Here is a 14,244-nt window from a genome sequence, read left to right as displayed (position 1 = left end):
GTTACTTAGCAACGACTCACTAAGCCGTTTGATTTCACAGTAAAAGTGACTGGCTAAGCGCAACATATTCCGCCATAGTGGTAGAGCGAATGACCTCATCCATGCACAAGGAGTCTCCCGTGGCACATTCTGGTTTAAGCCAACTATTACAACAACTTGAACAGGTTTTATTGGGCAAGCCACGGCAAATTCGCTTAGCCCTCGCCTGTATTCTCGCCCGTGGGCACCTATTAATTGAAGATTTGCCCGGCATGGGCAAAACCAGCCTGTCCCATGCACTCGCCCAGAGCCTCGGCCTTAGTTATCAACGCATTCAATTTACCAGTGATATGCTGCCCGCCGATATTCTCGGGGTATCTATTTTTGATAAACACCAAGCGCAATTTGTGTTTCATCCAGGTCCGATTTTTAAGCAGATGGTGCTGGCCGATGAGATTAACCGCGCCAGTCCTAAGACGCAAAGCGCCTTGCTCGAGGCCATGGCCGAGCAGCAAATTTCTGTCGATGGTATTACCCACAGATTGCCCAATCCATTTTTTGTGATTGCTACGCAAAACCCGACTGAGCAATCAGGCACCTTCCCACTGCCCGAATCCCAGCTCGACCGCTTTATGATGCGGATTTCCATTGGTTATCCGAGCCACGATGCCGAGCTTGCGATGCTCAAAACTGTGCAAACGCCGCAAACTCTGGATAATCTGCCGCAATGTTTAACCCCTTTGGCGTTAACCCAATTGCAGGAGCAATGCGATAAGGTCACTGCATCCGATGCGCTGCTTAATTATATTTTGGCCTTAATCCATGATTCTCGCAGCCAAACGGACGCCATTGGCCTGTCGCCACGGGCAACCAAAGCCCTGTTACAAGCAGCCAAGGCTTGGGCATTTTTAGAAGGTAGACACTATTTAGTACCCGAAGATGTACAGGCAGTATTTTGCAGCGTCGCCGAACACCGGCTTAGAACCAGCAGTCAATTACAGGGAGAAGCGCTCTCGGAGCGGATCCTCGCAGGTGTGAATCCGATCATGTAACGGCTCAATCAGCCATTAAATGTGAATATTGAAAAGAAGATGAGGACAGTGTGAAACGCGTGTTTTCTGCTTTTTGGCAGCGCTGGTTGGCAAGGCGCATGCCGCCCAGTTCTGAGTTCACCTTAAGCCACCGCAGTATCTTTATTCTGCCCAGTGGCTTTGGGTTTGTTTGGCTGGGGCTGGTATTGCTACTGTACTTGTTTGGTACTAACTATCAGAACAATCTCGTGATTGGCCTGAGTATTTTGCTGCTCAGCTTATTCAATACCTGCATTCTCTATAGTTACAAAAACTTAGCAGGGCTACGACTACGGGCACTCACGCCGCCGGAGGTGTATGCGGGCGAGACGATCACTTTTCCTATTTTGCTTAACTCAAACCACAGCAGCCATCATATCAGCCTAAATTATCCGAATAATTTAGGTTATTTAGTCAAACACGTTGGCACGCAGGACGAGCAAGCGCTAGTGTCGTTTGCAAATCAACAGCGTGGAATAGTCTCCGCTGGACGGCTGAAGATTGAATCCACCTACCCTTTAGGACTCTGCCGTGCATGGTCGCATATCGACCTTGATAACGCCCATATTGTCTATGCCCAGCCGCTTGAAAGCCCCTTACAACTTGAAGCCGCAACGGAATCCGGACAGGACGAACCGCTTGAGCGAGCAGGCAAATATATTGCTGGCATTGATGAATATAAAGGCCTTAAACCCCATGTGCTCGGTGAGTCATTAAAGCAAGTGGCATGGAAACAATGGGCCCAAGGGCGTGGCATGTTAACCAAGGAGTTTGAACAGCCTCAAGGTGATCCGGTCTGGTTAAAATTAGCCCCTGATCCTACGCACCTCGAACAGCAACTCAGCCAATTAAGCTGGCAGGTGAACCGCTTAAGTCAGCTTGAGCAATATTTTGGCCTTTGGCTGCAACAGCCTAATGGGGAAGATATTATTCTGGCGCCCGCCCTCGGTAACTCGCACCGAATCGCCTGCCAACGGGCACTGGCGCTTTATGGAACACATAAACAAACGCAAGATACAAGCGACAAATTATCTGTTAATCATGGATTTAGTCATAAGCCACATATTCCTCCCCACAGGCATAGCACTCAAACAGCATCAGATGTTGAGGATCGCCTATGAGCCTCAAATCAATGACTAGTGCAATGGCCACTGAAAGTGCAGCTCAGCTAAATGCCTATCGCGCTAATGGACCTCAAACTGGGGATAATATCAGTCGTCAAACCCTGTTTTGGCTATTGCTCACCAATTTAGCAGTGCTCAGCCCGTTATTTGATAAAACCACCCCTTGGACCCTTGGGATCTGCGCCATTTGCTTGCTGTGGCGCATTGGTATCTATGTCGGCAAAGTCGCTAAACCTCCCCGTTATCTTGTCACAAGCCTTGCTATCGGCGCGGCAATCACGCTGGCACTGGTCTCGGGCACAATTGGGCTATTAAACGCTTTAGTCAACCTGCTCATTTTAGGTTATGCATTAAAATACATTGAGATGCGAAGTGTTAGGGATGTAAGAGCCGTCGTGATTGTCGGCTATTTTTTAATTGCCCTCACCTTTATTGACCACCAATCCATGCTCAATACCGTGCACCTTATTGGCGTCACGATTATCAATACCTGCGTACTGGTCACCCTCTACCAAAGCCAACATCGCTGGCAACACACGGCATGGATTGGGGCTAAGTTATTGCTGCAAAGTATGCCCTTAGCGTTATTACTTTTTTTGGTGCTGCCCCGTTTTGCACCGCTTTGGCTTGTGCCCAATGTGAAGGAAGCCCAAACCGGGCTCTCGGACTCCCTTGCCGTGGGCGATATCAGTAAACTCACTCGCTCATCGGCCTTGGCATTTAGGGTGAGTTTTACCGATGCCAGCCCCACGCAAGCCGAACTCTACTGGCGCGCCCTAGTGCTGGAAGATTATGACGGCTTAACATGGCGCCAAGATGCGGGTATCAAACAAATTCAAAAGGATGCGTTTTTCTTTCCGCCCTCAAGGCCAGATCCTGCGCGGCAGTTGCCCTCGTTAACGCCAAAAACACAAAACAGTACCAGCAATAGCCAACCAAGGGTTTACCGTTACCAAGTGATTGCCGAACCCAGTCATCAACCTTGGCTATTTGGCCTTGATGTGGCCTACAGCCAAGATGATAAGCTGGTGAATTTGCCCGACTATCGGCTCTATGCGCTGCGTAATGTCGATCAACGAATGGGCTACAATGCCAGTTCGTGGCCACAGGCGAAAATGGATCTCACCTTAAGTGACAAACAGCGACAAATAAACCTCAATCTACCAGCGGACAGCAATCCCCGAGCGCGCCAACTCGCCGCTGAATTTAAGGCTAAATATCCAGAACCCCATAAGCGACTTTGGGCCATGATGGGCTATTTTAATCAACAGCCGTTCTTCTATACCCTCACGCCCCCACCGATTGGCCGCCAGCAAGTCGATGACTTTCTGTTTGAAAACAAAGCAGGATTTTGCGCCCATTATGCCTCTGCCTTTATTTTTATGGCGCGCGCCAGCGGCATACCAGCACGGATGGTGACAGGCTATCAAGGAGGCGAATACAACCCACAGGCCAATTACCTCAGCGTGTATCAATACATGGCCCACGCCTGGGCCGAGGTGTGGCTCGAGAATGAAGGCTGGGTGCGTTTTGATCCGACCGCCATGGTGGCACCTAATCGGATTGAACAAGGCTTTGATGCCGAGTTTTCCCCTGAGCAAAGTTACCTGCAAGAAAGCCCTTTTAGCAGTTTACGATTTAAATCTATGCCTTGGCTCAACGAGTTGAGGCAACGCTTTGCTAGCGTTGATTATTACTGGAGTTTGTGGGTGCTCGGTTTTAATCAAGAACGGCAGAACAAAGTGCTAAGCGGTATTTTAGGAGAAGTCACTAAGGCCAAAGTCGCAATGTTTATGAGTGTGTGTATTGGGCTTATTGGCCTCTATATCGCCTACAGCGTAGGGCTATTTCGCTTTAAAAGGGAACAAGATCCCATCAGCGCTAAGTACCAACGCATTTGCCAGCGACTCAGTAAATTTGGCATCGCCCGCCCAGCCCACTTAGGCCCGAACGCCTTTGCAGCGCAGCTTATTGACACGCACCAGCAGCAATCCCCTCTGTTTTGTCGTGAGTTTGACACGTTCACCCAAAGCTACGTCGCATTGAAATACCAAAACTTGGCGGATAACGACTATCAAGTGGCGCTAAAGCGCTTTAATGCCGCGGCCAAAGCCCTCAACTGGCTGCTATTTGGCCCAAGTAAACAGTTAAAATAGATAGGATAGACCGCGGACAGACAAGATTGTTGAATCTTATAAATCAAACACATAGAATTGCCAAGCCCGTTTGCTATGCATAAAAGCAATTGGCTATGCATAACAGCAATCCCAAATCGTGAGTCGAATATGCTGAAGTTAATCCAATCCAACCAAATGGAAGTGCTCTGTGCCCATCTCGCTGCATATTTGCGCCAACCACTACCCGGCACGGCGTTATTGCAAAGCGAGCATATTTTGGTGCAAAGCCCTGGGATGTCGACTTGGTTACGCCTTGAAATTGCGAAACAAAATGGCATTGCCGCCGCGCTTGAGTTCCCTTTGCCCTCCAGTTTTATTTGGCAACTGTGCCACGATTTACTGCCCAATGTCCCCAAGGAAAACGCCTTTACTAAAGCGGCAATGACCTGGAAATTAATGCAGCTACTGCCTCGCCTACTTGAGGAGGAATCCTTTGGGCCACTGCGGCATTATTTAGGTCATATTGAGTCAAGCAGCCCCAACTCGAGCACAACAAATAATCAACTTGAAGCGTCAAACTCAATCGCCGCCGATAATATTAAGCTTTATCAGCTCTGCGGCCGTATCGCCGATATCTTCGACCAATATTTAGTTTACCGCCCCGACTGGATTGCCGCATGGGAAGCTAATGAACCACTCGATGCACTCAAATTAAATGAGGAACAACGCTGGCAACCTATTCTTTGGCGGGCGCTGATTGCCTTCAACCGTGATGAGCTGCGTCAAAGCCATTACCACAGGGCCAATTTACATCAGGATTTAATTGCCGCGCTGGCTGATAGCACCCATTCCATTGCCAAATTGCCTGAGCGTTTATTTGTGTTTGGCATTTCGTCTATGGCCCCACAAACCATTGACGTGCTCCACCAGCTCGCGGGCCGAATTGATGTCATCATCCTTAACCTCAGCCCCTGCCAACATTATTGGGGCGATATTATCGATCCTCGGCATCGAGCGCGAATGGCACTGCAATATGCTGGCAAACGCCAATTGGCTGAGCAATGGGAGGATAAACTCGAGGTCGGCAATCCGCTGCTTGCCAACAATGGCAAAATGGGCCGCGAATTACTCGATATGCTGCTCGAACTCCCGCCTGAACACTGCGATTTTGGTGACGATGTGTACTGCGAGCCCTGCAGCGATCCTAACGATCCGCATAGCAACGCCAGCATGCTGGCGGGGGTGCAATACGATATATTAGAAATGCAAACCCTCGACCGCGTACTCGGGCCTGATGCCGAGCTATATCAAGACGTTGTCAATCGAAGAGTGTTAAAAAACAGCGACCATTCGATTCAAATCAAGAGCTGCCACAGCCCGCTGCGTGAAGTCGAAACCTTACACGATCATTTACTCGACCTGCTGGATCGCGACAACCAACTCACGCCCAAAGATATTGTGGTAATGATGCCAGATGTCGCTGCCTACGCGCCTTATATCGATGCGGTGTTTGCCGCCAAACAGGGGCTCGAATATATCCCCTACGCCATTGCCGACCGCGGTGCGGCGCAGGAATCGCCACTCATTAACAGCTTTTTGAATTTACTCAATATTAATCAGAGTCGCTTCGGACTGACCGATATTTTAAGCATTTTAGAAGTGCCAGCGATTTTACGGCGTTTTCAACTCGAAGAAGACGAGCTACCACTGATCCGCCGTTGGTTAGATGAAGCCGGTGTGCGTTGGGGGCGCGATGAGCAAAGCCGTGTTAAACAGGGTGTGCCTGCCTTTGAGCAAAACTCCTGGGCCTTTGGTATCAAACGGTTAATCTTGGGCTATGCCTTAAGGGACGATGCCCCCTTGTATCAAGCAAGCCCACAGGCGCCGAGCTATTTAGTGGTGTCAGGGGTAGAAGGCCAATCGGCGCAGGCCCTTGGCAAACTGTTGAACTTTATTGAAGTCCTCGATGAAACCACGCTGCAATTAGCCCAGCCTCAAGCGCCTTGCCAGCGTTTATTTGAACTGACTGAACTGTTAAATGCTTTTTACGCCCCCGATGAGGATGAGCGTGAACAGTTACAGGAAATCCGCGACGCCATTGCTACCTTAGAGCAAGAGTTACTGGCCGCCAGCCCTGCTGACAGCTATACATCGGCATACGACTTAACCCCCAACTTCCTAGACCAAAGCGGCTTACACTCAAACGCCTTGAACTTAAGCATCGAAGTACTCGCACAATGGTTTAATCAGCGCTTAACCGAGTCACGGGTTGGCCAGCGTTATCTGGCGGGCAGTGTAAATTTTTGTACTTTAATGCCGATGCGCTCGATTCCGTTTAAGGTGGTGTGCCTACTCGGCATGAATGATGGCATATATCCGCGCATGCAACATCCTGTGGGCTTTGATCTGATGGCACATTTTGGTGCTCGCAAAGGCGATCGCTCCCGCAGATTAGACGATAGGTACTTGTTTTTAGAAGCACTACTCTCGGCACGGGAACAGCTTTACATCAGCTATATTGGCCGCAGTGAGCGGGATAACTCGGAGCGTATTCCCTCTATGCTAGTCTCCGAGCTGATTGAATATTGCCAGCTGTGTTATGTGCCAGAATCGCTTACAGCAGAAACTCCAGCCGTGGGTAATGAAGCCGCCCAACAGGCATTGCTTGAGGCCATCATAAGCCACCAGCCGCTGCAACCTTTTGATCCTAAACTGTATCAATCAACAGAGGCGCAAGCGCAGACGATAAAACAAAGTTACAGCCAGCAATGGTGCCCACCGGACATCAGCACACAGTCACTCCAGCGTCGTTTTATTGATACAAATACGCTGATTGTGCTCGAAGATGACACGATTGGGGATAGTGATATTCAACAAGATATTGAGCCACTAAGTGAAGAAGAGCATGTTGATATCTCCGCTTTTATCCGATTCTTTCGTAATCCCGCGCAATATTTCTTTAACCGCACATTAAAGGTTGATTTAAACCTGAATATTCAAGCGGATGATAATGATGAACCTTTTAGCCTCAATGCGCTTGAGCGTTATCTGTTACAGGCAAGGTTGCTCGATGATGCGCTCGAACAAGGCGCTCTTGAACAAGGACAGGCGCAGCCCAGTAGCGAACTATTACAACGCTTAAAAGCCAGTGGTAATTTACCCATGCAGCCCTTTGATAATCTGCTGCTGCGCCAATATAGCCATGATATCGCGCCGCTTGTCGGCAGAACCTTATTTATGCGTGGCGATGTCCCCCCGCGCCATGCGGATATTCGGCTCGCCTTTGAGTTACCTCATCAGAACGCAGGGAATCAGGTAAAAACCAAGCGCGTGATCCTCGAAGGTCGCATTGATGATATCAGTCCAAAAGGCTTGGTCAGTTGTCGGCCCGGCAGTGCCCATGGGCGGGATATTTTAGCGCTGTATCTGCGCCATTTATGTTTAATGGCCGCAGGACTAACTCAGCCTAGCGATCATCTGCAACCTAGCTATCTCCTCGATATGGGGCATTTTCACGCCCTCTCGCCGATTGCGCCAAAGCAGGCCCATGATCAACTGGCTCACTTGTTACAGCATTTTTATCAGGGACAGTTGCATCCGCTGTGTTTTATGCCCAAAACCTCCCTTGCCTACACCAGTGCAGAGATCAATGAGGATGAAACCAGTCAACTTGATGGCAACCACGATAGTCAGCACAGTGTGCGGCTAGAGGCGGCGCAAAGCGAATGGCTGGACGAACAAGGTGAGCTTGGCGAAGGCACCGATCCCCATTACCAGCGGCTATTTCGGTTTCCTCAGGATTTTACCGAAGCAAATTTTGGCAAACTGGCCGACGAGATCTATCGACCCATGCTGAGCTTGTACCATAAAGACACCCTCGCCCAACTTGAGGAGTTTGTGCTCAATGCAGAACCACAAGCCGCCACATCAGAGGGAGCGCAGTAATGAGTGAACTATCAAATAATATGATCCTTCCTACTACATCACAGGCGCTGCCGTTAGATCCGCTCACCCTGCCATTTGGTGGTAGCCGATTGATAGAGGCCAGTGCGGGCACAGGTAAAACCTATACGATTTCGGGCTTGTATCTGCGACTACTGCTTGGGGATGGCTTAAGCGAACCACTGAGTTGCGAACAAATTCTGGTAGTAACCTTCACCAATGCCGCCACCGAAGAATTAAGGGACAGAATTCGCCGCCGTATACAAGTGGCTTTTAAGTGTTTCTTAGGGCTCGAAATTAACGATCCCTTTGTACAGGCGTTGTACGATAAAACCCCAGAATCTGAGCGCGCGATCGCCCTTAGACGCTTCGACTTGGCGCTCAAATCCCTCGACGAAGCGGCGATTTTTACCATTCACGGTTTTTGCCAACGGATCTTAGCCGATCTCGCCTTCGAATCCTCTTTACTGTTCGAGTCAGATTTTACCTTAGACGACAGCGAGTTTTTGCACCATGCGGTACGGGACTTTTGGCGTGAAGCCTGCTATCCGCTGCCGGAATATTTAGCCCAGATTATTGCCAGCGAATTTGGCGATCCCGATGGCTTAGTCAAGCAGCTTCGAGCCTTGCTCGGTGCCAGTGAGGCAAAACCGCTTAAACCCGTGCAGCCCTTTACTCGTTTGGCTGAGTCCTTAAGCCAGAGTGTGCAGCGCTTTAAACTCGCCTGGCCGCGTGGCCGCGACGCGCTGTTAGAGTTACTTCATAGCCTGCCGCTTAATGGCCAGCGCTTTGGTAAAGCGAGCGACAATTACCCCAAATTGGCGGAAATGTTCGACCAATTGGACAACTTTATCGCCTTTGGTCACGGCTTACCGCCGCTAAAAGTGCTTGAGGCCTTGTCACTCTCAGAGCTTAAGCTCAATAAAGGCGGTGTACTCCCAAGTGCCAGTGAAGCACCACTGCTTGACCATATGGAGCAATTAGCCGCGCTGATTAACGCGATTAAACCCGCATTTCTCTATAGCGCCAAACAAGGGATCAGCGAGCGCTTTGCCAAGCAAAAACAGCAGAAAAATGTGCTGACACCCGATGACCTGCTCACAACCTTGGCAGCGGCGATGCAGGCCAATCCAGACACTTTACCTAAGGCTGTGGCGAGTCGCTTCCCCGTGGCCTTAATCGATGAGTTCCAAGATACGGATCCTCTGCAATTTGCAATTTTCTCAGGGATTTATCAAACCCGTTTGGGGCTTGAAGCTCAAGGTTCGACGGCTGTCGAACCTAAGGATCGCTCGGATAGCAAATTAAGCCTGCTGATGATTGGTGACCCTAAACAAGCGATTTATGCTTTCCGCGGCGCCGATATTTACACCTATATCGAGGCGCGCAGACAAACCCAAGCACACTATTTTCTCGACACTAACTATCGCTCGAGTCGTAATCTGGTGGCGGGAGTGAATCATCTATTTGCCCAGCATCCCAATCCTTTTATTAGCCAATCGATTCCCTTTGACAGGGTAAAAACACCCGCCAGTGCGGCGGCAAAACAGTTAGTCGATAGTACAGCCAATAGTGCCGCACTGCGGTTAAAACTGTTACGCGAGGGCGAAACGGGGCTGAATAAAGCCAGCGCCAGACAAACCTTGGCCGAAGATACCGCCGCCGAGATCACCCGTTTACTCACACAGGCCGCCAATGGACAATGCCATACGCCAAAAGGGCCGTTAATTGCCAAAGATATTGCCATTTTAGTGCGGGATAGAAACGAAGCTGCGGTCATGAAAACGGCGCTCAGTAAACGCCAGATTGGCGCGGTATTTTTAAGCCGCGATAGTGTGTTTGATACCGTTGAAGCGCGGGAAATGGCGCTCATTCTGCGCGCATTGGCCAGTCCCAAGGATGAGCGCGCCCTGCGCAGCGCTCTCGCCACCGCGCTACTTGGCTATAGTGCCGAGCAAATTCATGCCTTTAACCAAGATGAAGAGCAGCGCCAAATGCTGCTCGAGCAGTTTTTTGCGCTACATCAGATCTGGCAAAAGCGCGGCATTATGCCGGCGCTGCTGAGCTTAGCCAACGCTACCCATATGGTGGCACGGCTACTGCAAACACCCAGCTTTACAGCCACTGCCGACCAAGATAGCGAAGAGCCCGATGAGGCGAGTAATGGCGAGAGGCGACTAACAGATTTTCGCCACTTAGCCGAGCTGTTGCAGCAAAAGGCCACTGAGATTGATGGCATCAGTGCCCTACTCAATTGGTATGAGCAGCAACTAATTGATAATACAGGGACAGATGAGCAGCAGCTTCGCCTTGAAAGTGAGCAAAATCTGGTGCAAATCGTGACTATCCATAAAAGTAAGGGGCTGGAATACCCAGTGTGTTTTATCCCCTTTGTTAGCCTTGCACGGGATAATCGCCGCCGCCCGACACCCATGCTCTATCACAGAACCGATGCGGATGGGGCACAAGAGCTGGTATGGGATATTGAAGGTACAGACGAAGGCTGGGAGCAGGCAAAGCAAGAAACCTTAGCCGAAGATCTTCGTCTACTTTATGTGGCGCTCACCCGCCCCGTATATTTGTGTTATTTGTACATCGCTAACCATAGCCGGATGTTAAAAGCCGGGATCAAAAGCCAACTGCATGAAACCGCTATCGGTTACCTTTTAGGCATTACCGATGCCGACTGTGATTTTGCTCGTCTGCACAATGCGGCGCAGGCGCTACTTAATGGTGTAGAGTCGAATGCGCAAGCGATCAGCGTTGAGTGTGTTGCTGACAACATTGCTGATAGCAAGCTGCACACGGGTGAAATGCAATCCCACACCTTAAATGCCCGTAATGTCACCCGTCAGTATCGCACCCCATGGCGAGTAGGCAGTTATTCAGGTTTAGTCAAAAATGCACCCCACGCCAAAGCCAGTCCGGGCGCCGATGATGAAGTTAGCGCGGTATTTGGCGCAGAACCTGCCAATAGCCTAAGTGAATCCTCATGGCAAGATAGCGCTGATGTGCCGCAGCTACCGCTACTCAATCGCTTTAGCTTTGAGCGCGGCGCCAACGCGGGGAGTTTTATGCACTTAGTGCTTGAGTTAATTGATTTTACCCAAGCTCAAACCGACTTACCGCGAGAGCTACCTAAGGCTATGTTGCAATACGGTATTGCCCCCGAATGGCAAAGTGTATTAGAGGATTGGTACCTTGAGGTCTTACAGGCACCGCTGGCATTGATGGCGCAGGATAATCAGCTCATCAATCCCGAGCTGTGTTTAGCCGCGCTCGCGCCACAACACACCTTAGTGGAGATGGAGTTTTACCTGCCTTTAAATCGATTAAAAGATGCTGAGCTGAATCAACTCCTCGGGCAATTTCGTTACGATACCGCGCTGCATTTTGATGAATTACAGGGCATGCTCAAGGGATTTATCGACTTAACCTTTGAATATCAAGGTAAGTTTTATATCGCCGACTATAAATCAAACCATTTAGGCGACACGATTCAGGCCTACCATTATGGTGCGCTTAAGCAGGCGATTAGCGATCATAGGTACGATTTGCAATATATTCTCTACTCCCTCGCCCTGCATCGATATTTGGCGATGCGACTGCCAAACTATGACTACGATACCCATATCGGCGGCTGTTATTACTTGTTTTTACGGGGAATGTCGGTTCAGTATCCCGGCTTTGGGGTTTACTACGATAAGCCACCTAAGGCGCTCATTCTCGCCTTAGATGCGCTGTTTAACCGCAGCCAAGATGAAAGCCATATGAGTCAACATAATACGGGAGCGATGGCATGAACCACAGCACCGAAATGAATAGCACCGCAATGAATAGCGCCACAGCCCTTGCAGCCAATTGGTACAATGCAGGCGCACTCAGACTTAAAGCACCACTGGCTGAGTTGCTCAAATATTGGGAAAAAGAGCGGCTTATCACCGCTCTCGATCGTCATTTTGCCCTCGAGATGGCCCGTCTTCACCCCAATGACGCCCAAGAGCCACTGTTTATGCTGCTGTGCGCCCTGCTGAGTCAGCAACTGTCGGCCCAACATACTTGTCTAGTGCTCGAATATATAGTGCCAACCAATCCGATGGCAGAGCCAGTAAACCGCTGTCAAATCCGTTTAAGCCTTACTGAACTGATTGACGCACTGCAACACTTTGACGCCATTGGAGCACCAAATAGCAATAAACCACTGATTTTTGAGGATGGTAGACTCTATCTTGAGCGTTATCATCATTTTGAAACCCAAGTCGCCAGCGCCTTAACAAGGTTATCAGCGACGGCGCTTTCGTTAACGCCCTCGCAGCCTTTAGCATCGGATAATCAGTCACTTTTGCCGCTACGCAGGCAACTGGATTGCTTATTTCCAAGCGCAACCCACACCGCTGAAGTAAACATCGATTGGCAAAAGGTCGCCACCGCTACTGCGCTCGGTAGAAAGCTGGCGGTGATAACTGGTGGCCCCGGTACAGGTAAAACCACCACGGTGACTAAATTGCTGTTGTTACAACAATTAGGTACACCAAAGCAGATAAGACTTGTCGCCCCGACAGGCAAAGCGGCCGCCCGTTTAAGTGAATCCATTAAGGCCTCTAAAGCGAGACTCGAGCAGGAACTTAAGCAGGCTCAAGCGACAAACGAACTGGCGCAAAACCACGAAACCCAAGCCCTGTTAGCCGCGCTTAAGCAAGTACCGGAAGAGGCATCAACCTTACATCGCCTGCTGGGTGTCATCCCCAATTCAGCGCATTTTCGCCATCATCAAGGTAACCCATTACGGCTCGATCTTTTGATTGTGGATGAAGCCTCCATGGTCGATTTACCTATGATGTACAAGCTGCTTAGCGCATTGCCGGAACACGCAGGCTTAATATTGCTGGGGGATCAGGACCAACTCGCTTCAGTTGAGGCAGGCGCCGTACTTGCCGATATTTGCGCCGGACTTAAGCAAGCCTCGATGCAACATACCGAATGGAAAATGCGTTATAGCCAAGCACAGGCCGAACAATTAACCGCGCTCACGGGCTTTAATTTAACCCCCTTTATCCACGCTGAGCCTAAAATTGGCGATAGCCTGTGTATGTTAACCCACAGCCATCGATTTAAAGGCGATGCGGGGATTGGCTTGCTAGCCAGCGCAGTCAACCGTGCCGATCTCGCGGGCATTTTAGCGGTATGGCAAAGAGGGCTGGCCGAATTAACCTGGCTAGAACACAGCGTAGATCACAGCCAAACTCAAGCAAAAGTCAGTGAACCTAGCAGCAATACCGGACTTAAAGCGCTACTTGCACAAGCCTGTGAGCAATACGGTGACTATTTGCGCCTATTACAACCAACGCACGCCACCACAATACACACGAGTGAGCCATTTTGCCCGCCAAGCGCCATGGAGGCGATTGCCAAATTTAATCAATATCGCATTTTGTGCGCCGTGCGAACCGGCGATTATGGTGTCGAAGGGATTAATCTTGCGGTGACGAAGGCGTTAGCACAGGCCAAACTTATTCAGCCGCAGCAGGAATTTTACCTCGGGCGCCCGATTATCATCCAAAGCAACGACTATAACTTAGGTCTGTTTAACGGCGATATTGGTTTGATTTTGCAGGATGAAGAGAGAGCTGACCGACTGATGGCCCACTTTATTAAGGCCGATGGCAAACTGCTAAAAGTGCTACCCGCAAGGCTACCTAGCCACGAAACCTGTTACGCCATGACGGTACATAAAAGTCAGGGCAGTGAATTTAATCGAGTCGCCCTAGTGCTCCCGCCAAATCCTAGTCTCGTTCAGTGGCAATTGCTCACCAAAGAGCTGATTTACACCGCTATTACCCGTGCAAAACAACACTTTAGCTGTTTAGGTACACAGCAAGTCTTCGAGCGTGCTAGCTTGCAAGCTACCCAGCGCGCCTCAGGTTTAGCGGATAGACTCTGGCGCGATAAGTCGATAATCAATTAACATTTAACAAATTGATTAATAAATAAAAATAGCAAAAAATGGAGCAA

The 14,244-nt window shown here is 49.8% G+C and carries 6 protein-coding genes; all 6 read left to right on the top strand.

The annotated features are described in order from the left end of the window. Positions 1 to 119 precede the first annotated feature (119 nt). The 6 genes from CEQ32_RS03545 (at position 120) to recD (ending at position 14,197) form a co-directional block, all read left to right on the top strand. Positions 120 to 1,031 carry an AAA family ATPase gene (locus CEQ32_RS03545; RefSeq protein ID WP_047539638.1) on the top strand — a complete coding sequence of 304 codons (912 nt, stop codon included), beginning with the start codon at positions 120 to 122 and terminating at the stop codon, positions 1,029 to 1,031. Positions 1,032 to 1,081: 50 nt separating this feature from the next. Next, a complete protein-coding gene (locus tag CEQ32_RS03540) occupies positions 1,082 to 2,170 on the top strand; it encodes a DUF58 domain-containing protein (RefSeq protein WP_088585516.1) in 1,089 nt (362 codons plus the stop codon). Positions 2,171 to 2,193: 23 nt separating this feature from the next. Continuing rightward, positions 2,194 to 4,329: a transglutaminaseTgpA domain-containing protein gene (locus CEQ32_RS03535; RefSeq protein WP_181159824.1), complete on the top strand. Its 2,136-nt coding sequence runs from the start codon at positions 2,194 to 2,196 to the stop codon at positions 4,327 to 4,329. Between the two features lie 129 nt (positions 4,330 to 4,458). Continuing rightward, entirely contained in the window at positions 4,459 to 8,235 is a 3,777-nt protein-coding gene (recC, locus tag CEQ32_RS03530) for an exodeoxyribonuclease V subunit gamma (protein ID WP_122040732.1), read from the top strand. Beyond that, positions 8,235 to 12,035 (top strand): exodeoxyribonuclease V subunit beta, encoded by a 3,801-nt coding sequence (gene recB / locus CEQ32_RS03525; protein ID WP_122040731.1) that lies wholly within the window; start codon positions 8,235 to 8,237, stop codon positions 12,033 to 12,035. The genes recC and recB overlap by 1 nt, the downstream gene beginning before the upstream one ends. Then, entirely contained in the window at positions 12,032 to 14,197 is a 2,166-nt protein-coding gene (gene recD / locus CEQ32_RS03520; protein ID WP_088585515.1) for an exodeoxyribonuclease V subunit alpha, read from the top strand. The genes recB and recD overlap by 4 nt, the downstream gene beginning before the upstream one ends. The last annotated feature ends 47 nt before the right edge of the window (positions 14,198 to 14,244 follow it).

It is taken from the genome of Shewanella sp. FDAARGOS_354 (genome assembly GCF_002209245.2).
Lineage (GTDB): Bacteria > Pseudomonadota > Gammaproteobacteria > Enterobacterales > Shewanellaceae > Shewanella > Shewanella xiamenensis.
The sequence above is the reverse complement of the archived record's forward strand: the minus strand, read 5'-3'. Positions and strand labels throughout refer to the sequence as shown.